Below are 24005 nucleotides of genomic sequence, written 5' to 3' on the forward strand. Positions count from 1 at the left end.
CTATTTTTGGTTCACAAAAGAAAATTATATAAACCTAATCCACAAACCTTATCATGTCGAAAGTCGAACTTAAATGGAGTGATGTCGCATGGTGGAGTTTAGGGAAGACGTTTCTATAGTTTTGGGTGGTGCCGCAGGACAGGGCATCCAGACGGTCGAGGGAATCCTCACCTATGCCCTCAAGAAGTCCGGCTACCACGTCTACGCAAACAAGGAGTACATGTCCCGCGTCAGGGGCGGAATAAACACCACGGAGATACGCGTTTCTTCGAGGCGCGTCAGGGCCTTCGTGAAGAGGATAGACATACTCGTGCCGTTCAAGAAGGGCACCCTAACCTGGGTGAAGGAGAGGCTCGGCGAGAATACCGTTGTCCTCGGGGAGAAGGAAAACGTCGAGGAGGAGTTTTTGGACAAGGTCAACCTCGTTGAAGTCCCGCTCACCAAGATGGCCATGGAAGTCGGCAGTCAGCTCTACCTCAACACGACTGCGGCCGGCCTAATAGTCGGCCTCTTCCACGGCGACTTTGATGCTGTCGAGGAGTACATAAGGAAGCGCTTTGGAAGCAAGGGCGAGAACGTCGTCCAGAAGAACATTGAAGCCGCCAAGAAGGGTTACGAGCTGGGCGTTAAGCTCTGCGAGGAAGGAACCATCGGGGTTGAAGTCCAGAAGGACGAGAGCGTTGGGGAAGAGGTTCTCCTCACCGGAACCGAGGCGGTGGGAATAGGCGCTCTTGCCGGCGGCATGAACTTCCTGAGCTTCTACCCGATGAGTCCATCAACGGGAGTCTCCACCTTTGCCGCCCAGCACGCGGAGGACTTCGAGATAGTGGTTGAGCAGGTTGAGGACGAGATTTCAGCCATAAACATGGCACTCGGGGCGTGGTACGCTGGAGCGAGGGCGATGGTGAGCACCTCTGGGGGCGGCTTCGCATTAATGAGCGAGGCGATAAGCTTAGCCGGAATGGCTGAGAACCCGGTGGTGGTCCATCTCGCCCAGAGGCCAGGACCGGCCACAGGTCTGCCGACGAGAACGATGCAGGGTGATTTGAACCTTGTGCTCTACGCGGGTCACGGCGACTTCCCGAGGATAATCCTTGCCCCGGGTAGCCTTGAGGAGGCGTTCTATCTCACGGCGGAGGCCTTCAACTTGGCGGACAGGTACCAGGTTCCCGTGATAATACTCACGGATCAATACTTCGTTGACACCTACTACAACCTTCCGGCTCCGGACGTTGAGAAGGTCAAGTTCGAGCGCCACATAGTGGAGGCGAAGCCAGGCTATAGGAGGTACGAGCTCACCGAGGACGGAATCTCGCCGAGGGCTCTCCCTGGCTACGGTGAGGAGGTCGTGATTGCAAACGGTAACGAGCACGACGAGTGGGGAGACATAACCGAAGATGCCGAGCTCACGATAAAGATGCAGGAGAAGAGGGCCATTAAGAAGCTCGAGACGATAAAGAGGGACGCCCCACTGCCGAAGCTGATAGGAAGCGAGAACGCCAAATACCTCGTCATAGCGTGGGGTTCAACGCTCCACGTCGTTGAGGAGGCCTTTGAGAAGCTCGGGAGGGAAGATGTAGCGTTGCTCCACTTCAGCTGGGTCTACCCGCTCAACCCGAAGGTAAAGGAGTTCTTCGAGGGTAAGGTTCTCATTGACGTGGAGAACAACATCACCGGCCAGTTCGCGGAGCTTCTCAGGAAGGAGTTTGGAATTGGTGTCCATCACAGGATTCTGAAGTACGACGGGAGGCCGTTCTCGGTTGAAGAGGTTCTTGAGGGCCTCAAGGGGGTGATAGAATGAACGTTCAGCTTCCAACGGGGAGGGAGCTCTTCGAGCCGAAGAGGCCGGGGAGTGAAGACGTCGCCTGGTGCCCGGGATGCGGCAACTTCGGCATAAGGAACATACTTATCTCGGCCCTAACAGAGCTCAACCTAAGGCCCAACCAGGTAGCGGTCATCAGCGGCATCGGACAGGCCGCAAAGATGCCCCACTACATCAACGCCAACGGCTATCACACGCTCCACGGGCGCTCGATACCGATAGCAACCGGCGTAAAGGCCTCAAACCCAGAGCTTACGGTTATAGCGGAGGGTGGAGACGGCGATATGTATGCCGAGGGTGGAAACCACCTGCTCCACGCGATAAGGAGGAACCCGGACATAACGGTTCTAATCCACGACAACCAGGTTTACGGCCTTACCAAGGGACAGGCCTCGCCGACGACCATGAAGGGAATGAAGACCCCGACCCAGCCGTGGGGAGTGTTTGAGGAGCCGTTTAATCCTCTCGCCCTGGCAATAGCCCTGGACGCTTCCTTCGTCGCGAGAACCTTTATGGGCTACTTCAAGGAGAGCGTTGAGATAATCAAGAAGGCCATCCAGCACAAAGGCCTGGCAATAGTGGACATTCTCCACCCGTGTGTGAGCTTCAACAAGGTTAACACCTACGCATGGTACAGGGAGCACACCTACTGGATGGACGACCACGACCCCTACGACAGAGAGGCTGCCTTCAGGAGGGCAATCGAGAGTGACCCGATCCCGCTCGGGGTATTCTACATCAACGAGAAGCCTACCTTCGAGGAGATGGTTCCTGCATACAGGAAGGACAAGACCCCCCTCTGGAAGCGCGGGCCCAAACACGACCTCGTGGAGAAGTTCTTCGAGGAGAAGAAGCTCTGAGGGGCCTTAGGAGGTTTTCTTCTTTCACTTTGTTTCTGCAATTGAAAACCAATTTGGAGTGTGATCGCATGAAAGTTGGTGAAAAGGCGCCGGATTTCGTCCTCAAGGACCAGAACGGTGAGGAGTTCAAGCTCAGCGACTTCCGGGGGAAGAAGGTTCTCCTATCATTCCATCCACTGGCATGGACTTCGGTCTGCGAGAAGCAGATGAAGGCCTTGGAGGAGAACTACGAGCGCTTTGAGGAGCTGAACGTCGTCCCGGTCGGGATAAGCGTTGACCCAGTGCCGAGCAAGAAGGCATGGGCCGAGCACATGGGGCTGAAGAAGCTGAGGATTCTGAGCGACTTCTGGCCGCATGGAGCCGTGGCAAAGCTCTACGGCCTCTTCAGAGAGGACGGGGGCTTCTCCGAGAGGGCAAACGTACTGGTGGACGGGGAGGGGAAGGTAGCCTTCCTCAAGGTCTACCCGATAAGCGAGCTCCCTGACTTGGAGGAGATTTTCGGGTTCCTCGAGTGATTTTCTTTTTAAAATGTTGATACGCCGGGGAAGGAATGAAACAACTTCGTCCACAACCTTTGGTTTAGAGAAAGCTTTTTTATGTTCCCGCACCAAATAGGTTCGGTGATGAAAATGCCGAAGGTACGAGTCGAAAAGATATGCTCCGAACCGGAGCTGTACATAATTAGGGTGGACGATGACCGCATAGGCTACTTCGAGGCCACCTGGGACATCCCGGAGGGGATAACATACAACGCCTACATTATGAAGCTCGACGGTGCCGTGGTTCTCTTCGATGTCAGCAAGAAGGAGTACACCGACCTCTTCATGGAAGGCCTCAGGAAGGTCGTTGACCCGAAGGAGATAACCCACATCGTGGTGCACCATACGGAGCCGGACCACACAGGCACGCTTCCGAAGCTCCTTGAGGAGAACGGCTACAGGGCCCAGCTGATTGGGACAAACTTTGCGAAGAGGTTCCTCGAAGGATTCTACGGGGAGAAGGTCGTGGAGAACTTCTATACGGTCAAAGACGGCGAGGAGATGAAAATCGGCGGTAGGACGTTCCGCTTCATAGCAGTTCCATGGCTTCACTGGCCGGACACAATGATAACCTACGTGGTGGAGGACAAGTTCATCTTCGGCTGCGATGCGGGCGGCGGCTACGGAATTCCCGAAACGATAGACGACAGCGATGAGGAGGTAGTTGAAAAGTACCTTCCCCACGTCACCAAGTACATCGTTACCGTCATCGGGCACTACCACAAGTACATAGTCCAGAACATAAACAAGCTGAAGAGCTTGGGGATAGTTGAAAGCGCCAGGATGATCCTCCCTGGACACGGACTGGTTTGGAGAAAGGATCCCCTGAGAATATTTGAGCACTACGAGCGCGTTGGGGCCGGGACACCCACAAAGGACAAGGTTCTCGTGATATACGACTCCATGTACGGCTTCGTTGAGAAGAGGATGGAGGTCATCATAGACGAGCTCAAGAAGCACTCCAAGAAGCCCGTTGTCTACCGCTTCACGGACAAAGAAGCACCGGCCGTCAGCGACATCCTGGGGGAGGTTCCGGACAGCGAGGCGCTGGTGATAGGTGCCTCAACCTACGAGGCGGACATCCACCCGAGGGTGCGCTACACGCTCTTCGAGATACTCGACAAGGCCAACTACGAGAAGCCGGTTCTGGTTGTGGGGGCCTTTGGATGGGGTGGCGTTGCCGGCAAGAAGATTGAAACGCTCATATCAAGGAGCAAGTTCGACCTCGTGGACACAGTCGAGAGCAGGGGGATGATGTCCGAGGAAGACGAAGAGAAGCTTAGGGAGGGTGTTAGGAAACTCATCCAGTGGATTTCCTGAGTCTCTCAGTCGTTTATTTTGCATTTTATCAACCCTTAAATAGTTTGAAGGAGAGATTATCTATGGTGATGTCTTTATGAACGAGAAGGATATCGTTGAGCGGGTCTCAAAGCTCTCCCCGAAGGAGATTCTGGGCTACGCCATCGCCTCGGAGGAAGGGGCCAGGGAGTTCTACGAGAGCCTCTCATCCAAACTCGGGGAACTCTTGGGCGACTTTTTTAGAGACCTCGCCAGAGCAGAGGAGAGCCACAGGAAAATCCTTCTGACCCTCCATGAAAAGCTCTTTGGGGATACCAACTACAGCGTCCCCGAGGGCATTCCCCTCGCCGAGAGAGCCGTGGAGGTCGAGACTGTCGCCAACCTCATTGAGGCCATGGAGGTCGCACTCCTCAACGAGAAGACCGCAGAGAGAATTTACACCCACCTCGCCGAGGCCCTGCCCGACCACAGAGGCATTCTCCTGCTCCTCGCGGCCCAGGAAGAGGCTCACTACGCATCCATAAAGAGCCACAGGGAATACCTCGAGGGGCTGAGAGAGGGCGAGCCTGACTACGTGGAGGCCCCCGTTGACTACATCAACAGCCAGCTTGAGATGTACATCAACCCGAGAGGAAGGTTATGAGGTGGATAGGTTGAGGGTAGTAATCGTGGGGGATGGACCCGGGGGAGTTGAGCTCGCGGGCCGGCTCGCGGGGGAGTGGGACGTCACGGTGGTGGATAGGGAAACCCTTCCCCACTACACCAAGCCGATGTTAAGCCACTACATAGCCGGATTTGTGAGGCGGGAAAAGCTCTTTCCCCACGGTCTGGACTGGTACGAGAAGAAGGGTATTGACCTGCGCCTTGGAATCGAGGCAAAGCTCATTGACCGGGCCAGAAAAGTTCTCCTGACCGATGGGGGCGAGGTATCCTACGACGTCCTCGTTCTCGCCACGGGGGCAAAACCGAGGGAGCCAACGGTGGAGGGGAGGGAGCACATCCTCACACTCAGAACAATTTGGGACGCCGAGAAAATCAAAGCCGCCATTGAGGAAGAGGGCGGGGCGGTGATAATCGGGGGAGGCTTCATAGGCCTTGAGCTCGCCGGGAACCTCGCGAAAGCCGGTTACGATGTGCATCTCGTTCACCGGAGTGGAACCCTCCTCCACCTCGACGAAGAGCTGAGCGGCATGATAAAGGGAAGACTCGAGGAGGCGGGGGTGACCTTCCACCTGAACGCCGACCTCTTAAAGGCAGACGCGGAGGGGATTACCACAACCAAGGGCTACATCCCCGGAAAGCCGAAGGTGTGCGCGATAGGCATAGTTCCCAACGTGGAAATCGCAAGGAAGAGCGGAATCCACGTCGGGAGGGGGATTCTAATAGACGAGGGCTTCAGAACGTCAGCGAAGGACGTCTATGCCATAGGGGACTGCGCGGAGTACAACGGAATAATCTGCGGGACGGCGAAGGGGGCCGCGGCCCATGCGAGGGTTCTGGCGAACCTGCTCCTCGGAAAAGAGGATCGCTACGACTTTGAATTCCGTTCAACCCTCTTCAAGTTCGGGGACCTTCCGCTGGCAATAATCGGAAACACACGTGGGGAGGGCCACTGGCTGGAGGAGGGCGTTAAGGTCTTCACGGAGGGCGAAAGGGTAACCGGCGCGGTGATAATAGGGGATGCCCGGAAGGCGTTTTCCCTCGAGAGGAGGATAAAGGAAGGAGTTTCCCTCCGGGAACTCTGAGAAGTGCCAAACGTTAATATAGATATGAAGCAATTATGTATTGGGGGGTTTGGTATGGTTCCGGAAGAAGTTGTCGAGGGGCTTCCCCTCGAAAAGATAAAGGACTTCTCGCTTGAGGAGCTCCTTGGAATGGCCATCAAGGCCGAGATAGGTGCCAGGGAGTTCTACGAGAGCCTCGCCGAGAGGATTGAAGTGGAAACCCTTAAGGACAAGATAGAATGGCTTGCAAAGGAGGAGGGCAAGCACGAGGCCCTGCTGAGAAGGGTCTACGCCTCGATGTTCCCCGGGAAGGAGATCGTCTTCCCAAAGGAGCACATAGGGCCGGAGCTAAAGCCCGTTGCCAAGGAGCTTCACGGTGCCCAAGACCTCATAGACCTCATCCGCTGGGCTATGAAGGCGGAGGAGATAGCCGCGGCCTTCTACGAGGAGATAGAGAGTATGGTCGAGACGGAGGACAGAAAGAGGCTCATGCGCTACCTCAGCGACATGGAGAGGGGGCATTACTACACCCTAAAAGCCGAGTACGAGCTCCTCCTCGACTGGGAGATGTACAGCCAGATGATGCACATGGGGCCGTGAGGGCTTCACACCACTTTCTTTTTCTGATTCAGAAAATCAGGAAGGCAAGTTTGGAATTCACACCTAAATCATCCTTTTCGAAAACCTTATTAGGGTATCTGAACAAATTAAGGTGGTGTTTGAGGATGCGTAAGTTTGGTGCGGTTTTGTTGACTTTAATAATGGCTCTCGCCTTTGTGAGCGGCTGTATAAGCCAGAATGAAGGAGTCCCCACCATCGTTATCGGCTCAAAGCCCTTCAACGAGCAGTACATAGTTGCCCACATGATAGCCCTCCTCCTCGAGGAAAACGGCTTCAAGGCTGAGGTCAAGGAAGGCCTCGGCGGAACCCTCGTCAACTACGAGGCGCTAAAGCGGGGCCAGATAACGCTATACGTCGAGTACACCGGAACGGCATACAACAACATCCTCAAGCTCGAACCCCCTGCGAAGTGGGACCCCGACTACGTCTACGAGAAGAGTAAGGAGGAGCTCCTCAAGCGCGATGGAATATTAACCCTCGTAAAGCTTGGCTTCCGCGATGACTACGCGATAGCCGTAAAGAAGGACTTCGCGGAGAAAAACAACCTGAAAACGCTGAGCGACCTAGCACCCTACGCCTCGAAGATGACCCTGGGGACAGACCCAGAGTTCGCGACGAGGCCCGACGGTCTGCCCAGGATAAAGGAGGTCTACGGCTTCACCTTTGGAGAGGTCAAGCAGATGGAGCCGACGCTCATGTACACGGCAATAAAGAACGGCGAGGTTGATGCCATCTCCGCCTACACCACCGATGCGAGGGTTGACCTCTTCGGGCTGAAAATCCTGGAGGACGACAAAGGGGCCCTTCCGCCCTACGACGCGGTAATACTGATCCGGAAGGACTTCGCTGACCAGCATCCTGAGGTCGTTGAGGTTCTCAAGAAGCTCGAGGGGCTCATTGACACGGACACGATGCGCGCTCTAAACTACCAGTACGACGTGGAGAAGAAGGACGCGAGGGACATAGCGAGGGAGTTTTTAATCGAAAAGGGTCTCATCAAGGGCTGACTTCCTTTTTATTTTGGTGATGGGGATGCTCTTCAACAGGATTGATAGTATTGAGCTCAGGGGCGTCACGAAGCGCTATGGAAGCTTTGTGGCCGTTGACCACGTTGACCTCGAGGTTATCGGCGGGGAGCTTCTTATACTCATAGGGCCGAGCGGCTCGGGAAAAACCACCCTTCTGAGGACCGTAAACCGCCTCGTGGAGCCCGACGAGGGCGATATTTTTATCAACGGACGAAACGTCAGGGAGTTTGACGTTGTTAAGCTGAGGCGGAGCATCGGCTACGTCATCCAGCAGATAGGCCTCTTCCCGCACATGACCGTTAAAGAGAACATCTCCCTCCTGATGAGACTCGAGGGCTGGGGTGAGGAAGAAATAGAAAAGCGGGTCGGCGAGCTTTTGGACTTGGTAGCCCTCCCGCGGGAGTTCTCGGAGAGGTACCCCCACCAGCTCTCCGGCGGCCAGCAGCAGAGGGTAGGCCTCGCAAGGGCCTTGGCTTTAAACCCTCCCCTCCTCCTCATGGACGAGCCTTTTGGGGCTTTGGACCCCATTTTGAGAAAGCAGCTCCAGGAGGAGTTCGCGAGGATAAAGGAGACCCTCGGGAGGACGATAATATTCGTTACCCACGACATAGAGGAGGCCTTCAGGCTTGGGGATAGAATAGCGATAATGAGGAACGGAAGGCTCGTTCAGGTTGGCTATCCCGATGAGCTCGTTCTGAACCCGGCCGATGAGTTCGTCGCTAAGTTAGTCAACGCGGACAAGAAGTTCAAACACCTTGACACGCTGAAGGTAAGGGACATAATGATAGACGTTGGCCCCTACATAACCGAAGCGGAGAACGTTGAAGCCGTTCTGAGATGGATGAGGGAGAACGACCGTGAGTTCGCGGTTCTGACAAAAAACGGTGCCCTTATTGGAACGGTGACTCTAAGTTCACTCCTCAAAGCGGGAACCCTTGAGGAGGCGATTGACAAACCTTTGACGCTTTTACCGGACGATTCCCTCGCCTCGGCACTCTCGGAGATGAAGGGCAAAGGAGAGTTCATGGCGCTCGTGGTGGAGGGGGAGAGGCCGGTGGGCGTTTTGCTCGCCAGCGAAGCCCTGCTGAGGCTTGTGTGAGGTGTTCCCATGGATATTCTCTGGGTCTGGGAGAGCCAGAATCTCACCCAAAGGACGCTTGAGCACCTCCGCATGTTCGGGATAGCCCTGGCCTTATCAATCATTATCGGCGTTCTCCTCGGTCTCTACCTCTACAGGCGGCCAAAGTTAGCACCCCTTGCATTCAACGTCCTAAACATCCTGGAGACGGTGCCAACGCTCGCGCTCCTCGTCCTCCTCCTTCCCCTTCTCGGCCTCGGGGAGAAGCCGACGATAGCGGCCTCGGTCATCTACTCCATCCTCCCCATAGCGAGGAACACCTACACCGGGCTGACGAGCGTTGAGAGGAGCTACATTGAGGTGGCCGAGGCGATAGGCCTCAACGAGCGGGAGATTCTCTTGAGGGTGCGCCTCCCTCTGGCTTTGCCGCTCATAGCCGCGGGAATAAGGATAGCCGTCGTTTTTACCATGGGCGTCGTTACCCTCGGCGGCCTTATAGCGGCCGGCGGGCTCGGGGCACCGCTCCAGACGGGCATACACCTCTACAACAGGAACATAATAATCGTCACCGGCCTGTGGGTTGGGGTTTTGGCTCTCATCCTCGACGGGGTCGCCGCGATGGTTGAGAAATACCTGAGGGGTCGTTATGGTAGGCGTTGAGAGGGTTCTGGGGGCCTTTGGCGAGCACCTCGTTTTGACATACGCCTCGCTTTTTCTCAGCATAGCGGTGGGAATACCTCTAGCTATACTCTCACTCAGGAGCAAAAGGCTGGCATCGTTTATAACCGGCTTCGCCAACCTCGTGCAGGCCATACCTAGCTTCGCGGTTGTTGCCATAGTGGTTCCCCTCCTCGGGATCGGCTTCACTCCCGCCGTCTTTGCTATATTCCTCAGGGCGCTTCTCCCAATAGTCAAGAACACCTACGTTGGCCTGAGCGATGTGGATGAGGCGATGGTTGAGGCTGCCCGGGGAATCGGTCTTACCGAGTGGCAGATAGTAAGGCACGTCCGGTTCCCCCACGCCTATCCGGCAATGTTCGCGGGAATAAAGTTCGCGGCGGTTCTGGCCAACTCGATAGCGATATTGACAGCTATAATCGGCTCCGGGGGACTGGGGAGTCTGGTCTTTGAAGGCCTGGCGAGTTTCAACACGGATAAAATCCTCGCCGGCTCAATCCCGGCCATATTGATGGCGGTGTTCATTGACCTGAGCTTCTCCTATCTGGAGAGGCGCTTCACTCCGGAAGGCATAGGAGGTGTGTGATGTGAAGGTTGTTGTGGGGGCAAAACCCTTCAACGAGCAGATAATCCTCGCCCACATAATTGGAAAGCTCCTCCGGAGGGCGGGGTTTGAGTACGAAGTCAGGGTGAGCGAACCAAAGCTGGAGGCAAACCTCGAGGCCCTTGACAGGGGGGAGATAGACCTCTACGTCGAGTACACCGGAACGGCATACAACGCCCTTCTCAAGCTTCCTCCCATGGAAGAGTGGAACGCGGAGAGCGTGTTTGAGGCGGTTAAGGAAGGGTTCAGGGAGAAGGACATAGAAATAATCTCGAGGCTCGGCTTCAGGAACGACTTCGCACTCGCGGTAAAGAAAGAGCTGGCGGAGAGGGAAGGGCTCAGAAGCATAAGCGATCTCACGAGAATCTCGAAAAACCTTGTCTTCGCATGCCCCGGCCCTTACGTCGAGAGGCCCGACGGCCTGCCAAGGCTCAGGGCGGTCTATGGCCTGGAGTTCAAGGAAGTCAGACCGATGATGCCCGATGAAATGTACACCGCTCTCGTGGAGGGCAGGACTGATGTGATAACGGCCTTTACCACCGACCCCAGAGTGGATCACTATCCCGTTTACCTCCTTGAGGACGATAAAAAGGCCCTGCCGCCCTACGAGGCAATAATTGTTGCAAAGAACCTCCCAAAAGAGGCCAAAATCGTCCTCAGGGGGTTAGAAGGGAAAATAACAACGGAGAGAATTAGGCGGGCCAACCATCTGGTCGAGTTCGAAGGGAAAAATGGGGAAGATGCAGCCAGGGAGTTCCTAAAGGTGCCTTTGTGAGTGTTACTTTTTCTCTCTGAAAGCTCTCTTCAGGGGGAGGGAGTTACTCCTTGTACTTCGCGATGAGCTCCGCCAGGAGCCTGTGGTGCTCCTGCTCGTTCTTCACGAGCGCCTCAGCGAGCCCCTTGAAGAGCGGGTGGGTCATATTCTCGGCCATCTTCTGGTAAGTTTCTATCATGTCCTTCTCAATGTCTAAGTGCATCTCCGCGAAGCGCTTGACGAGCAGTTTCTGCTCCGTGGAGAGCTCTATCTCCTTGACCTCCTCAACAGGACCCTCACCACCAAGTTTTTCTATTTCCTTCTGGGCATCTAGGATGGCCTTCATTAAGTGTTTGTGTATTATAGTGTCAACGGCTATCCTGGCCACGACCTTCTCAACGCCGGTATACCTGAGCCCCTGCCCGCGGAGCCTTCCGAGGCCATCGGTGTAACTGGAGGCGGCCTCCTTCTCGGTTTCATAGGCCTTTTTAACAAGAGGTTCACTCATGGACATCACCGGTTATACGTTTGGTGTTCGAAATATATAACCCTTTTTGCATAAATCACCGGTGTGCCACCAGAACACGGGGGATATGAAAAACAGAGTAACAAAAACAGAAAACGCAGGGGAGGGGTGAATAAAAGGTCACCCAAGGACAACGACGGCACTCGGATCTTTGACCCTTAGGGCAAGGGCCTCACTTGCCAAGAAGGCGACCTCCTCTCCCTCCGGCCCAAGCTCCTTAAGGTCCACCCCCTGTCCAATGACGATATCAAGGACCGCCGGAGTGTTTGCGAAAACTATTACCTTGTTCTCGTCCACGTTGGGCGTTACAAAGATCCCTCCACGGAACACCTTGTTTAGGACTTCAATCAGCATTTTCCCTCCCTGCTCATGGACTCTGAGCAGCTTTGCATACCGTTTGGGGTTGATCACAAGGGCGAAAGGCCCGGAAGAAGATTCTCCGGCAGTTTGGAGTGCCCCCATCAGGTTGTCCAGTGCCTCCTCAGTTGTCACCCAATCTGTGAGCGGAACCTTCTTGGCCCCTGCCGAGAGAAGTTCATTCACTATCAGTGCTTCCTCATCCTTAACGAGGAGCTCCCCCGCCTTGACGGCAACTGCAGGGTCGAATGAGCCGTCACTGAGCTCCCTGAGACCAACGTAGAACTTCTTCGTGAGGAGTGGTATCGGCCTGTACTCCTGTTTTACTACCCTGACGCCGTCCTTCTGCTCTATCACATCAACCCTATAGGACTGCAGGCCAAGCATCTTCGTTCTGGGTAGTGCGTTGTAAAGAACCCTTCCCCTTTCAACGGCCCCCATGAGGGCCTCCTTGAGAACCTTCATGTAGTCTGAGGCCTGTGCCTCGGGGTCTCCAGGGGAGAGTTCAGTCTTGATCCCGGTCATCTCCTCTACCTCTTCAAAACCGTCCTTAAGCTCCCCCACCTGCTCTGAGTCGAGGTGAAGGAGCAGTGCCATGAACTCGCCCACATGGGCTTTTTCCTCCCTGGCAACATCCAAGAAAACTGTCTTAAGCTTCTCGTCCTCTATAAACTGCGCAAACTGCTCGTAGAAATTTATGGCGTCAAGTTCTGCCTCAATGGCCCAGCGGAGAGCCTGTGCTATCTCTTCCTTGGAGAGGGGTTTTTCTCTAGATATCGAAACAGGGTTTAACCCCAGCATGGAACCACCACCATAAGGTCTCATTCTTCCTAAATAACGTTTTTTCATCAAAAATGTAGAGGGGTATCACCTCAGGAACTTTGAGACATATGGGCTTTCCCCGGGTTTGCTTCTCCTGAAGTGGCCGCTCGGCTTCCCGGTCAGGAGCTCCTCGAACCAGGCCTCGTGCTCTATCTCCTCGTGGAGGATGGCCAGGGCGAGGTCGTACGTCCTTGGGTCCTTGCCGAGGGTGTAGTTGCATATCTCCGTGTAGACTCCCACGGCACAGCGCTCCGCCTCAAGGAGAACCTTAAGGATGCTCTCAACGGTCGGCTCCTCAGGAAGGTAGGCATCGTGGCACCAGGCCATCTTCGAGAAGTCCACGATGTCCCTTGGGAGTTCCCCGCCGAGTTCGTATATCCTCGGAACGAGGGCCTCGAAGTGGTTCCTGTCTTCAAGACGAGCGTCCTCAACTATCTCCTTTATCGTCTCGCCTTCTAGACCGGCCGCGTGGTTTCTCAGAACGGTGTAGTAATAATAGGTCGTAAACTCCGCTGCCGCCGCCCTCAACAGCATCTCCAGAAGCTTCTCCACATCTATGCCCGCCCTCTCGACGAGCCTCCTGTTGTGTTCCGACATAGGATTCACCAGATTTTAGTTGTGGCTTCTATTTAATAAACTTTTCTATTTAGAAATTATTTCTAATTAGAAAGGCTTATAAATGAAAGAGCCCCACATCCAAACATGTGGAAAGAAAAAGCCATTGAACTGCTCAAGAAAAGGGGATACAAACTGACCCCCCAACGGTTGAAACTGATAGAGGTCCTTGGCTGGATTGGGGAGGAGCACCCCTCCATGAGCCACCTCCTTGAGAGGATAAGGGAGGAGTTCCCCACCGTGAGTTTCTCGACGCTTTACTCCAACCTTATGACGCTGAAAGAGCTCGGTCTCGTTGAACTTTTCTCCGTTGAGGGTGAGACGAGGGTCGAAATCAACACGAAGCCCCACATAAACCTTATCACAAAGGACAGAGTTGTTGACATCGAAGACCCAGAGATCATTGAGACACTGAAGAAGAAGCTGGGGAGAGAGGTGAAGTTGGTTAACGTGCTCATTGAATGAAAAGAAAAGGCATTACTCCACCTCAAGGCTGAAGTCCTGGTAGTCCATCCATATGCCCGTCTTCATGATGGAGTCGTACTGGGCCTTCAGGAGCTCGTAATGGGCCTTTTCTACCTTGGCCAGCTCCTCGAAGGTTCTCCTAATACTTTCGTGCTCCGCTTCCTTTGCCGCCTTCTCATAGAACTCCCACGTGCGCTTCTCCTGCTCCATGCCTATCTTCACGGCATCAACTTCGCTCAGCTCTCCGCTGTACTTGGGGGACAGCTCCTCCAGCATCTCCGTGTTCACCGCGGGGAGCTCGCACTTATCCACGAGCTTCTCGGCGAATTTTTCCTCAAAGATGTCCCAGTGCTCGGCCTCCTCCCCAGCAAGGAAGAGAAACATCCTCTTTGCCCGCTCGTCCTTGGTCTTCTTTGCGAGCTCTATATAAAACCTCAGCTCGGCCTTCTCAACCTCCAGGGCCAGGGCCAAAGCCTCAAGTTCGTTCATGGTATCACCAATAGGATTTTAGGGCCTCAAACCTAATAACCTTATGGTGGACAGGAATGAGGATTGAAAGGGTGGAGAGGCCTCTCGCTCTAAAGGATGAGCTCGTAAAGTTCGTCTTCCGTGTTTACCAGGGCACCGACGGGGCGTATCCCGCGCTCGAATGGGTGAAGGAGAAGCCCTCAACCGATGACTTCGATGGCTTCAGGAAAGTGTACGAACCCTTCCTCCAGTTCCGTCTTGGGGAGGAATTCGACGAGCTCTACGTTCTGAGGGACGAAGGTGGGAAAATTCTGGGCGTTATAGCTCTCGTCTACAATCTTGAGGGCAAGGACGTATGGTGGGTGCCGGAGGAGATAAAGGGTGAAAAAACGGGCCTCATAGAGTTCTTCATGGTGGAGCCGGCCCACAAGGGGAAGGGCTACGGGTCGAAGCTTTTGAACTTCGCCATCGAGAGGCTGAAGGGGCTCGGAAAGGAAGCGTACATAGTGACCTTCCCGAACCTTGAGGCTTATTCATATTATCTAAAGAAGGGCTTTGCAAAGGTCATGGACTACCGGGAGTTCGTGGTGTTGAGGTTCGGGGAGGGACAATAGGGAAAAATCGAAAAGAACGTGCTACACCCTAGTTTTACCTTCCACCCCCACAGCCTCTTCCTCTGAACCTGCATATGGCCTTGTCAGCTGCCTGCCCGGAAGTTTTCCACTTTTTATAGACCCCCTGCTGAATCCTTTCTTTTGTTAAACTGTTTAGCTCACGTTTTGTCCAAATGTTAAATAAAAACTGTTTTATACCTGGGGCACATAATTCCCTATATAATCCACGGTTTTTTGACGAGTTTCGTCGCCATGCGAAAAAGGTGGTGTATGAGATGAGAAGTAGGTTTGTAGGTTTTGCTCTGCTTCTGGTCGTAGTACTTCTCAGTGCGTTCATCTCCGCGTGCATAAACCAAGGTGTTAATACAGAAACGGCCAGCAGGCCAACAGAAACAGTAACGAAAACGGAAACCGAGACAGAAACCAAAACAGAGACCATCACCGACACATATCCATCAACGGAAACTCAAACGGAAACAACATCACCTACTACCACAACTCCAAAGCAAGATGCTCAGATTGATGTAAAGCTAAAGGAGCTTGAGGAGGCAGTGGGGCTAATTGACAGTGTTTTCGGTAGCGGAGAGAAGCAGGCAATGAGGCTCTTTTCAAACGTTACCCTCGTGAGAGCATCACCAAAAGAGGAAGAATTTCACAGGCTTATGAGACTTGCCGAAAACGAAGATAACAAGACCAAGAAGCTTGAATACCTCTCCGATGCATACATTATTCGCTTTGCCCAGATGGTAACCCTGAGAAACGCCCTTATAACAGCAGCAATTGAAAGAACCTACTGGAACGGGGTAAAGGGAGGAGAAGCCATTAACGAGTTCTACAACGAGGACGGGATTTTTTTGGTGGATGGAAAGAGGGTCTCAGCAAGAGAGATGGCCCAGAATACCCTAAAGGCAGTTGAGGGCAAGGAAATTGTCTCCATCGAGATATACCACCCTGCGAGCGGTCTGAGGTTTGCAGATACCGGAGACCCAAGCCAAGGGTGGAAAATCGCTCCCCAAAACTCCTTCAGAATCGTGGTTCCCCCACTCAAGGTCGTGAAGTTTAAGGCCGGTTCCGAGCTTGCCAAAGCGGTGAACAGGGCGCTTCCACAGGGCAATATAGTGGTGAAAGAGGTAAGGAGAGGTTCTCTCATCAGCGAAATCCCCTACGGAGAGCCACAGGGAGTTAAGCTCGGCCCGGGAGTGTACGCGATCGATGGCGTTGGGTGCATTGGAGCCAACCTCCCTCACGACGAGATACTGACCGGAGACAACGTCATAACGATAACCCCCTACAACCCCTTCATCCCATGCAGCTACCCCGTTAACGGCACGCTGCTGGTGGTAGGAAACTACAGCGAAGCCAGGGAACTCAGCTCGGAGGAGTTTGTCGAGATACAGCGGGAAATCCCGGGGGCAAAGGGCTATTCGAAGGCCATTGGAATTCCTCCTGGAGAGTACAAGGTAACCACAATGGGCTTTGGTCTCGCAATGGTGGATGCCGAAACTGGAGAGATAATTGGCGAGGCAGCATTGCAGGGAAGCGATATCCGGAAGGACATCACCGTCAATCCGGTGTCAAGGGACTTCTTTTTGGCCGTTATGGGTGGAACTCCCGAGGTGGCAAAGGTCGGCTGCTGGCTGGTTGAGACGGACGAAAATGGAGACGTAATCCTCAACATAAAAGAAAAATGCAGCTCTCCGGTTCTTCTCCGCGTAAGTCCCGAAAGTTCGGTTGATGTTCCAAAAGTGGAGCGCATTCCGCTGGAAGAGGTGGACGTTTTCGTGGGAGGAGGCAACATGACTGCCATGAGAATGACCATAAACGAAGAATACAAGGGAAAACCCTACGTGGATAGGGTTAGTGTGGACATCAAAGGCCTTAATGAGTCCGCGGATACATTCCATGCTTCCGTGAAGATGAGAGACGTCCTTGATCCGGAATCTGCGATAGACATGTTCATAAAAATCGATGGGATTGATGGAGAATCAAACAGCACAGCTTGGGGCTTCCCGCTGACGGTAAACGAAACCACAGCGTATCCCGGCCCCTACAGTCCGTTCCTGACGAGAACGCTGAGTCCCTTCCATATGGAAAATTCCTTCACAGGGGAGCCTATCGAGGGAAACGATATAGCAAAGCTGCCCGTCCCCTCCGCCGTTGGGGAGAGGCTTTCCCACCCCGACTACGGGACGTCAGATGAAGGCCAGATACCCTTCGTCATAATAACCGGCGGGGGCGGGGTTAAGAACGGAATCCCAGAGTACATCATGGAGATACCCTTGAGTTTGGGAGAGCACAGCTTGGACAGGCTTATCATCGAGGTTCTGACCCTCAGAGACCTTGCTACGGGCGAAGAGAGCATGGTGCTCTTCATAAAGCTGATTGGAGCTGATGGCAGGTTCAACTTAAGGTCAGAGATATCCAGAGTGGAGAGTATCCTCGTACTGGAAGCACCCTCAATAACCATAAACGAGGAAGACAAGCACAAGTGAAAGATGTAGGAATTCACCGGGGCATTTCCCTTACGTGAACGTCCATCTGCGGGAAGGGTATCTCTATGCCCTCCCTGTTGTAGGCGTCGTATATGGCCTTCGTTATCTCCCCTTTTACCGTCCAGTAGTCCGGGGTCTTCGCCCATGGCCTGAGCTGAAGGTTTATTGACGAGTCCGCTAGGGCGGTTATTGCCACGCTCGGTGCCGGGTCGTCGAGAACGAGCGGGTGGTTCTTCATAACGTCCATGGCTATCTTCACGGCCCTGTCGAGATCGGTGCCGTAGGCTACACCTATGTCAACGTCAACCCGCCTTACGGGCATTCTGGTGTAGTTGATTATAGGACTTCCCCAGACGAGTCTGTTTGGAATCATGATAAGGACGTTGTCGGGGGTTATGAGCGAGGTTGACATAACACCAACAGCCTCGACCATCCCCGTCTGGCCGCTTACGCTGATGACCTCCCCCTTGTCAAAGGGCCTGAGCGCCGCGATCCACACTCCCGCGGCGAGGTTTGTGAGGGTGTCCTGCATTCCAAAGCCCAAGACCAGACCAATAACTGCCGAGAGGCCCAGCACCACCGAGCCTACGGCCATACCCAGGGCCCTGACGGCAAGGAGTATCACCGCAACGTAGAGCAGGGCGCTCAAAAACCTTCCAAGGAACTCGACCACCAGCTCCGGGAGTTTCGTCTTCTTGAGACCCCTCTTAAAAGCCCCAACAACAATTTTCACAGTAATCCAGCCAACGGCGAGAACAACCAGTGCTGTTATGACCTGCACTGGTGTTATATTCACATAGGGGAGTGTGGCATCGAGTGCCATCATCATACCATCTCCTTACAAATTTTTACTTTTTTAGTTTGTCTTTGAAGTATTTAACGTTTGGCTTTTTCACTGGTGAGTTACATAACAATTTGGCAAACATAAATGCGGAAGTGACGTAAAATTATCCGAGGAGCGAGAGTCCGTAAAGCACCTGAAGTACCAGGAGGAGAATAGCCACGATGGCAATAACTTTGTGCTGATTCCTCCGAAGTTTTCTGGCCAGAAAAGCTCTGCCGCTGAGCGCCGTAAGGAGAACGTAGAAGTACACAAAAAGCCCAAATTTTCCGTGTAAGGAGGGAACGCCGCCGACTGTGTAGAGCATGTAGGCAACACCGATGGTGAGCAGCCCCACGGCGGAATAAATGAAGAAATGATGCCACCTTCGTTTATGCCTCCTCGCGTAGTAAATTCCCAGGAGAAAGAAAAGGAGTGCGGTGGTCTGCACCACTGCGTGTATCTGGAACGGTTCCATCAAAATCACCCGTCGAGCTGTAACTCTCCATAACCCCTCGCTATGTTGTGCTTGGTTGTGAAGTCGTCGGCATCGGCCATTGCGAAGATAAAACCAACCTTCTGGCCGGGTGTGAATGCTTTATCGTACTGGTCGCCGGTGTTGAGCTTCCTCTTGAACTCTATCACGGTGTAACCATTCTCCTCTTTCCCGGCATACTCAAGGATATCATTGCTCCCCCCGAGCTTCTCATCCGGTGGATGGGGTCCGTAGGTTCCGGTGGAGTAGGCATCAATCACGACGGTATTCCCGTCCTGAACCCACCCAAAGACCATGTCGGCATCTTTCATCTTGTCGGTGGGCTCAAAACCTATGGCCACCCATCCGCTCGTCTGCCCCTTGAGGGCCATGTAGAGGTAGGTATCGCCGTTCCGCCAGTAAATGGTGAGCTTTCCATCCGCCAGGGAGAGCCCGTGGGCGTACTCGTTCTCCCCGATGACGCCATCTGCATTCCACTCCCCGAGCGAGAGCTGCGGAGTTGTGGAGCCCTCTGTTTGAGCGGGGGATGTCGTTGTTTCCCCACCACCGATGCATCCACTCACAAATATGGCCAGCACCAAGAGGGTCACGCCCAAAATTCTCTTCATGATAACACCCGCTGTATATTCTGTCCTTTGTACTCATATACGTTATGATTTCCCCCAAATTGACCAATATTGCCCAGAATGTCTTTTATATTTTTAAGCCAACATGGGATTGAAGTGGTATTATGCGCAAGTTGCTGTTTGCATTCATCTTAATTGCCCTTCTGGCAGGGGCGGTGCACCTTGGAGGGAGAAAAAACACGTCCCAACCTCCTGGGCCGGAAGAGGGAGAGCCCTCCATAGAGGTAACAGGTCTCGTCGAGAGACCCTACAACATGACCTACGACGAACTCATGACACTCCCCTCAAAGAACGTTACGGCCGACCTTTACTGCGTGGACAACCCCAAGAGGCCGAGAAAAAACGGCACGTGGGCGGGGGTTCCGTTAAAGGTGCTAATTGAGAAGGCCGGTCCCACGGGGGGTGCATCAAAGGTCGCCCTCTACGCGAGCGACGGCTACACCACCGACCTTTACCTCGCGAGTGTCATGCGGGACGATGACATAATAGTGGCATACTCCTTCAACGGTGAACCGATAAGCCCCAGACTTGTCGTCCCAGGAAGGTGGGGCTACAAATGGATAAAGTACATCCACAAAAATAGAGCTCGTCAACTACAACTTCCTCGGGACGTGGGAGAGCGCCGGCTACCCAGACGATGCCTACATCGAGGAGCTCGGTGAGGGGGTGAGGTGATGAACCTGAAGAGCGCGTTAAAACTCGTCGAATGGACGTCCTTTCCGCTGCTCCTCATAACGGGCCTCATGGTGGTGAGCGGATACGCTCTGACGAGTGAAGCGGCGCAGAGGGCGTCCCTCTTCATTGACTTCACGAGGGCGAGCACGCTGCACCTTGGGCGCTTCTTCAGGCTGAGCATTGTTCTCCTCTTTCTGGCCCACAGCTATGCAGGAACGGAGCTTTTCCTGGCCAGACGGGTGAAGAATGAGCGGGTAAGGGCTTTTGTGGAGTACTCCACGCTGGCGTTTCTTGTGTACGTGGCGTGGGTGGCCCTCAACGGCGAGCTTGGGAGGTGAGGCATCAACCTCTCATTAAGGGCGGCCTGAAAATGCCCTCGACCTCTTCCCTTATCTTCTCGAAAGGCCCCGCCAGGTATACCTTCCCGCCGCTGATGACCACTCCAAAATCGGCGATGTTCTCGAACGGCTCCCATATGTGGCTTATTATGACGAAGCTCCTGTCTCTGGCCTTCCATTCCCTTATTACCTCCACTATCTCGGCAACGCTCTCGAAGTCCACGTTGGCCAGCGGCTCGTCGAGGAAGATCACGTCAGGTTCGCCAACGAAGGCCTGGGCCAGAGAGAGGCGCTTCAGCATCCCGGAGGAGTAGCCCTCTATTATCCTGTCGAGAGCCTCATCAATGCCGAAGAGCCGCGCCGCTTCCTCCACATCTCCCGCACCGGCTCCCCTGCCCCTCGCTATGAACTCAAGCCATTCCCTCCCCGTGGTCAGCTTTGGAAACCTTCCGGGGTCGAAGGCGACGCCAACGTTCCTCCTCGCCTCGGGACTTTTCCAGGGGTCTTTTCCGAGGAGCCTCACGCTGCCCTTCGTGGGTTTGTAGAGGCCGAGGGCAACCTTTAGGAAGGTGCTCTTTCCGCCGCCGTTGGGGCCGAGGATGAGGGTTAAGCCTTCGGGAACCTCAACCGTAACCCCGCGAAGAGCCTTTATCGGCCCGAAGTACTTGTGCAGGTTCTCCGCCTTGATTATCATCTCCTGCCACCCCCGATGAGAGTTACTGCCAGGAGACCCCCAAAGAGCGCCGTCGTCCACAGGTGGGCCGTCTTCTGCCTCCCTGGAAAGCCCACGTCAACGGGCGTTACGGTTATCGTTATCCCCTGGCTGGAGTTCCCGCTGAACTCGTAGTACCCTGGATGCGGAAAGACGAGAGAGAAAGCCCCGTTGCCGCTCACCTTTCCGTTGAATATCACCTCACCGGTCTGGAGGTCCTTCACCCTGAATTCTCCCGTGCCGACGGCGTAGAGCTTTGATGATGATGCAGAGGAAACGTAAATCGCCGTCGTCTGCCTATCGGCCACGAACGCGCTGTGGTAGTGGACATCGCTCGGCTCGAGGCCGGACTGCAGGCCAAGGCTCAGGAGCGAGACGAGCATGAGGGTGAGGAGGAGAACCCGGAGGAGCCTCATCTCACGTCCCTCCAGTTGCCGATGATGAGGTAGAGCACCGTGAGAACCAGCGCCGGAAGGAGGATCACCTTGAGGAACTCCCGGCCAAAGACCGGATCCATTCCGAGCGATATGGTGGCCCACTTGTAGTTGGTCAGTGCATCCCTCCACTTAAGCAGCCAGAACCAGTCCGCCCCCACGAACTCGGGGAGGTATAGGAGCACGAAGCCGCCGAAGATTGAAACGTAGGTGTTGGGTGAGGCTATGGCAACCACCGCCGCGATGGAGACCATGAAGAGAAGGGCCGAGATGTAGAAGAAGGCCACTGGAACCGTCTGAACCTTCAGCACCTCGATGACGGCTTTGGGAGTGTCCGCGAAGTGGAGGGTGAACACGAGCAGGTGAACGGAAAAGACGAAGATGAGGAGAAGAAGGAAAGCCGCCAGGAACTTGGCGAGGAGGATTCTAACCCTCGAAAACGGGAGGGAGTAGACGGAAAGCGCGACCCCCTCGTCCCTTTCGAGCCTCACCGCCAAGGTGACGAGGAAGGGCACGAGGAGAGCCAGGAGGAGGTAGACGTCACCGGTGAACGCGTCGCGAAAAACGGAGCCCAGAGTCTCAACCCCCGAGGGCACCCCGTGGGAGCTCGCACTCCATGTCATGTAGTACCTCTTCATGACCAGCCCCACCAGAACCGCGCCCCCTGAGGCCATCGCAAGGTTCAGGGGGGAGCGGAGCTCCCAGCGGAGGATCTCCCTCACTTCCTCCACCTCCAGAGGAAGAGCACGGCGAGTGCCACCAAAACTCCGAGTGCAGCCGCTATGGATGTTTTGGACGGCCTCTCATCGGGAAGCTCCGCGGGCCTCGTGAAGTCTATGTTTGTCTCCGCCAGGACGAGGCCGAAGGGTGGCATCTTGCCCCCTTTCTTAATCTCCTCCTCGTGCTCCTTCGCGAACGCCGTGTCCTGTATCATGGGCTCCATTATCCCAAGGGGCTCCCACAGCGGGCTGAAGGGCGTGAAGAAGGCTATAGCGAGTCCGCTTGAGCCGTCGTAGAGGAAGACGTCCATGCCCTTGCTGCCGGAGCCCGCAATCTTATTCGTGTGGGCCATGTAGACCGGCGCGTTGAAGTCGCCGTAGTAGGTCATTGCGGTGGAGTTTATCATCTTCACCTCCTCAACTTCCAGGCCCGGCATTACCTCAAGGCCACTTATGTTAGCGGGGTTCTCGCTCCAGAGGAAGTTCCTTCCCACGGGGGTGCCGTTTACGTAGAACTCGCCGGTCTTGAGGTCAAGCTCGATGGCACCGCTCCGCGTGAAGTTCTCGGGCACGAAGGACTCGTTGAAGAGGTGACCTTTTCCATTCGCTATTCCCAAGACCACACGATAGTGCTCCGTTGTCTCCGTGTAGCTGTCCTCGCAGACGGTTACGTTTTTGGACTCGGATTCAATCGTCAGGCAGTTCCCACCGGTGAAGTTGTAGCGCTCCTGATATTCCTTAAGCAGCTGCCGGGCGGCTTCCTCGTCAAGCTCTTTCCACATCTTTTTCGTGCAGTTGTAGCCCTGGAGAAGAAGGGCCACCTGGGCCTTATCCCCCGAGACCCTGAGGACACGCCACGTGAACTCGACGTAGGGACAGTGGTAGTCAATCGAGCCGTTTTGACTCCAGGAAATCTCTATGATATCTCGAAGATGCTCATCGCCTCCACCCGAGTGAGATATGTACTTTGCATAGATTCCCTCCTTGAACCAGTAGGGGGTTGCCGAGGCAGTTGAAGCAGTTAGAAGCAGCAGAACAAGGATCAGAGCCACCCTCCTCATTCCATCGCCCCCGAAAGAGCGCAGGCCTGTGAAAGCGCTTCCTTCCTCCATCCGCCCCCCCCCCAACGGGGTTCTGCACTTAATGTTACGTTATGGCCATTTATTAGTCTTTCGGTGTTCTGAAGTTCCCATTAAACAACCCATAAGAGCAACAATGAACACCTTAGAATCCGGATAGTCAAAAATACAAAAGGGAGTAAAAAGCCCTCAGAAGTTGAAGTTTATGTCCTTCATGAGCTGGTCGTAGAACTCCTCCTTGTAAATGTCCGGGTAGCGGGTTATGTAGTCGTACTGCCTCTTGAGTATGGTGTAGTGGTTCCTCTCCATGTCAGCGAGCATGTTGAGTACGGTCTTCGTCTTCTCGGTGGCAGCGTAGCCTGCGAGCTCGTTGTACAGCTTCTCACTCACGAGTTCAGCCTCCATGGCAATCTCGTAAACCTCGTCGAGGTTCAGGTCGGGCTTCTTTATCGCCTCGGCCATCTTCTCCGCTATAACCTTGAACTCAGCCATGACGTCTATCTCCACCTTCTTCGGTTCGCCCTCCCCGCTCTGGAAGCGTTCGGCCATCTTCTCAATTATCTTCCTGTGCTTGTCCTCCTCCCTTGCCAGAAAGAGCAGCTCGTCCCTTATGATATCACTCTTCACGACGGAAGCGAGCTTTTCGTAGGCCTCTTTGGCCCTAATCTCCGCGTTCGCGGCAATCTCAAAAACTTCCCTATCGGTTACTTCCATCCAGAATCACCGTGATATAGTAGGGC

At 54.4% G+C, this 24005-nt stretch carries 29 protein-coding genes; 17 read left to right on the forward strand and 12 right to left on the reverse strand.

What is annotated here, in order from left to right; genetic code table 11:
• Positions 1–88: 88 nt before the first annotated feature.
• From PFER_RS00540 to PFER_RS00595, 12 genes are all read left to right on the forward strand, one after another.
• Positions 89–1801, forward strand: a complete 1713-nt coding sequence (locus tag PFER_RS00540; protein ID WP_048147810.1) for a 2-oxoacid:acceptor oxidoreductase subunit alpha — start codon at positions 89–91, stop codon at positions 1799–1801.
• Complete coding sequence (locus tag PFER_RS00545) at positions 1798–2682, forward strand: thiamine pyrophosphate-dependent enzyme (RefSeq protein ID WP_048147811.1); 885 nt, start codon at positions 1798–1800, stop codon at positions 2680–2682. Before PFER_RS00540 ends, PFER_RS00545 begins: the two co-directional genes overlap by 4 nt.
• Before the next feature lie 68 nt (positions 2683–2750).
• Positions 2751–3197 carry a peroxiredoxin gene (locus PFER_RS00550; RefSeq protein ID WP_048147812.1) on the forward strand — a complete coding sequence of 149 codons (447 nt, stop codon included), beginning with the start codon at positions 2751–2753 and terminating at the stop codon, positions 3195–3197.
• Positions 3198–3311: 114 nt separating this feature from the next.
• On the forward strand, positions 3312–4541 hold the full coding sequence (locus PFER_RS00555; protein WP_048147813.1) for an FprA family A-type flavoprotein: 1230 nt from the start codon (positions 3312–3314) through the stop codon (positions 4539–4541).
• Between the two features lie 76 nt (positions 4542–4617).
• The gene (locus PFER_RS00560; protein ID WP_048147814.1) at positions 4618–5163 is read left to right on the forward strand and encodes a ferritin-like domain-containing protein; all 546 of its coding nucleotides are present in this window, start codon (positions 4618–4620) and stop codon (positions 5161–5163) included.
• A gap of 1 nt (position 5164) precedes the next feature.
• Positions 5165–6265, forward strand: coding sequence for an NAD(P)/FAD-dependent oxidoreductase (locus tag PFER_RS00565; protein WP_342666361.1), 1101 nt, complete (start codon positions 5165–5167; stop codon positions 6263–6265).
• 54 nt (positions 6266–6319) lie between these two features.
• Complete coding sequence (locus PFER_RS00570) at positions 6320–6844, forward strand: ferritin family protein (RefSeq protein ID WP_048147816.1); 525 nt, start codon at positions 6320–6322, stop codon at positions 6842–6844.
• 125 nt (positions 6845–6969) lie between these two features.
• On the forward strand, positions 6970–7872 hold the full coding sequence (locus tag PFER_RS00575) for a glycine betaine ABC transporter substrate-binding protein (RefSeq protein ID WP_048147817.1): 903 nt from the start codon (positions 6970–6972) through the stop codon (positions 7870–7872).
• Between the two features lie 19 nt (positions 7873–7891).
• Positions 7892–8992: an ABC transporter ATP-binding protein gene (locus PFER_RS00580; RefSeq protein ID WP_245612373.1), complete on the forward strand. Its 1101-nt coding sequence runs from the start codon at positions 7892–7894 to the stop codon at positions 8990–8992.
• Between the two features lie 9 nt (positions 8993–9001).
• Positions 9002–9631 carry an ABC transporter permease gene (locus tag PFER_RS00585; protein WP_048147819.1) on the forward strand — a complete coding sequence of 210 codons (630 nt, stop codon included), beginning with the start codon at positions 9002–9004 and terminating at the stop codon, positions 9629–9631.
• Positions 9618–10235, forward strand: coding sequence for an ABC transporter permease (locus PFER_RS00590; protein WP_048147820.1), 618 nt, complete (start codon positions 9618–9620; stop codon positions 10233–10235). The genes PFER_RS00585 and PFER_RS00590 overlap by 14 nt, the downstream gene beginning before the upstream one ends.
• Before the next feature lies 1 nt (position 10236).
• Entirely contained in the window at positions 10237–11028 is a 792-nt protein-coding gene (locus PFER_RS00595; protein ID WP_048147821.1) for a glycine betaine ABC transporter substrate-binding protein, read from the forward strand.
• A gap of 43 nt (positions 11029–11071) precedes the next feature.
• Here the strand turns inward: PFER_RS00595 and PFER_RS00600 are convergent, their stop codons facing one another.
• The 3 genes from PFER_RS00600 to dps form a co-directional block, all read right to left on the reverse strand.
• A complete protein-coding gene (locus PFER_RS00600) occupies positions 11072–11515 on the reverse strand; it encodes a ferritin family protein (RefSeq protein WP_048147822.1) in 444 nt (147 codons plus the stop codon).
• Between the two features lie 138 nt (positions 11516–11653).
• On the reverse strand, positions 11654–12691 hold the full coding sequence (locus PFER_RS11795; protein ID WP_052696149.1) for an encapsulin: 1038 nt from the start codon (positions 12689–12691) through the stop codon (positions 11654–11656).
• 66 nt (positions 12692–12757) lie between these two features.
• Complete coding sequence (gene dps / locus PFER_RS00610; RefSeq protein WP_048147823.1) at positions 12758–13309, reverse strand: DNA protection during starvation protein; 552 nt, start codon at positions 13307–13309, stop codon at positions 12758–12760.
• A 105-nt stretch (positions 13310–13414) separates the two neighbouring features.
• On the opposite strand from dps, the gene PFER_RS00615 reads away from it, so the two are divergent.
• Positions 13415–13792 (forward strand): Fur family transcriptional regulator, encoded by a 378-nt coding sequence (locus PFER_RS00615; RefSeq protein ID WP_048147824.1) that lies wholly within the window; start codon positions 13415–13417, stop codon positions 13790–13792.
• Between the two features lie 12 nt (positions 13793–13804).
• Here the strand turns inward: PFER_RS00615 and PFER_RS00620 are convergent, their stop codons facing one another.
• Positions 13805–14281, reverse strand: a complete 477-nt coding sequence (locus tag PFER_RS00620) for a ferritin family protein (protein WP_048147825.1) — start codon at positions 14279–14281, stop codon at positions 13805–13807.
• 56 nt (positions 14282–14337) lie between these two features.
• Here PFER_RS00620 and PFER_RS00625 point away from each other — a divergent pair, with 56 nt between their 5' ends.
• Positions 14338–14874, forward strand: a complete 537-nt coding sequence (locus PFER_RS00625) for a GNAT family N-acetyltransferase (protein WP_048147826.1) — start codon at positions 14338–14340, stop codon at positions 14872–14874.
• Positions 14875–15149: 275 nt separating this feature from the next.
• The gene (locus PFER_RS00630) at positions 15150–17366 is read left to right on the forward strand and encodes a hypothetical protein (protein WP_157254971.1); all 2217 of its coding nucleotides are present in this window, start codon (positions 15150–15152) and stop codon (positions 17364–17366) included.
• Positions 17367–17379: 13 nt separating this feature from the next.
• Here PFER_RS00630 and PFER_RS00635 read toward each other — a convergent pair whose 3' ends face one another.
• The 3 genes from PFER_RS00635 to PFER_RS00645 form a co-directional block, all read right to left on the reverse strand.
• Positions 17380–18192 carry a mechanosensitive ion channel family protein gene (locus PFER_RS00635; protein ID WP_048147886.1) on the reverse strand — a complete coding sequence of 271 codons (813 nt, stop codon included), beginning with the start codon at positions 18190–18192 and terminating at the stop codon, positions 17380–17382.
• A gap of 121 nt (positions 18193–18313) precedes the next feature.
• Positions 18314–18664, reverse strand: coding sequence for a hypothetical protein (locus PFER_RS00640; RefSeq protein ID WP_048147828.1), 351 nt, complete (start codon positions 18662–18664; stop codon positions 18314–18316).
• Positions 18665–18669: 5 nt separating this feature from the next.
• Positions 18670–19290, reverse strand: a complete 621-nt coding sequence (locus tag PFER_RS00645; protein ID WP_048147829.1) for a DOMON domain-containing protein — start codon at positions 19288–19290, stop codon at positions 18670–18672.
• 122 nt (positions 19291–19412) lie between these two features.
• On the opposite strand from PFER_RS00645, the gene PFER_RS00650 reads away from it, so the two are divergent.
• A complete protein-coding gene (locus PFER_RS00650) occupies positions 19413–19970 on the forward strand; it encodes a molybdopterin-dependent oxidoreductase (protein ID WP_052696150.1) in 558 nt (185 codons plus the stop codon).
• A gap of 12 nt (positions 19971–19982) precedes the next feature.
• Positions 19983–20321: a hypothetical protein gene (locus PFER_RS00655; RefSeq protein ID WP_048147830.1), complete on the forward strand. Its 339-nt coding sequence runs from the start codon at positions 19983–19985 to the stop codon at positions 20319–20321.
• Between the two features lie 4 nt (positions 20322–20325).
• Here PFER_RS00655 and PFER_RS00660 read toward each other — a convergent pair whose 3' ends face one another.
• The 5 genes from PFER_RS00660 to PFER_RS00680 form a co-directional block, all read right to left on the reverse strand.
• On the reverse strand, positions 20326–21015 hold the full coding sequence (locus PFER_RS00660; protein ID WP_211255066.1) for an ABC transporter ATP-binding protein: 690 nt from the start codon (positions 21013–21015) through the stop codon (positions 20326–20328).
• Positions 21012–21449 (reverse strand): hypothetical protein, encoded by a 438-nt coding sequence (locus PFER_RS00665; protein ID WP_048147831.1) that lies wholly within the window; start codon positions 21447–21449, stop codon positions 21012–21014. The genes PFER_RS00660 and PFER_RS00665 overlap by 4 nt, the downstream gene beginning before the upstream one ends.
• The gene (locus PFER_RS00670) at positions 21446–22189 is read right to left on the reverse strand and encodes an ABC transporter permease (protein WP_048147832.1); all 744 of its coding nucleotides are present in this window, start codon (positions 22187–22189) and stop codon (positions 21446–21448) included. Before PFER_RS00670 ends, PFER_RS00665 begins: the two co-directional genes overlap by 4 nt.
• Entirely contained in the window at positions 22186–23298 is a 1113-nt protein-coding gene (locus PFER_RS00675; RefSeq protein WP_245612374.1) for a hypothetical protein, read from the reverse strand. Before PFER_RS00675 ends, PFER_RS00670 begins: the two co-directional genes overlap by 4 nt.
• Before the next feature lie 156 nt (positions 23299–23454).
• Positions 23455–23979 (reverse strand): ferritin-like domain-containing protein, encoded by a 525-nt coding sequence (locus PFER_RS00680; RefSeq protein WP_048147833.1) that lies wholly within the window; start codon positions 23977–23979, stop codon positions 23455–23457.
• Between the last annotated feature and the right edge of the window lie 26 nt (positions 23980–24005).

Origin of the sequence: Palaeococcus ferrophilus DSM 13482 (assembly GCF_000966265.1) — an archaeon.
Taxonomy (GTDB): Archaea; Methanobacteriota_B; Thermococci; order Thermococcales; family Thermococcaceae; genus Palaeococcus; species Palaeococcus ferrophilus.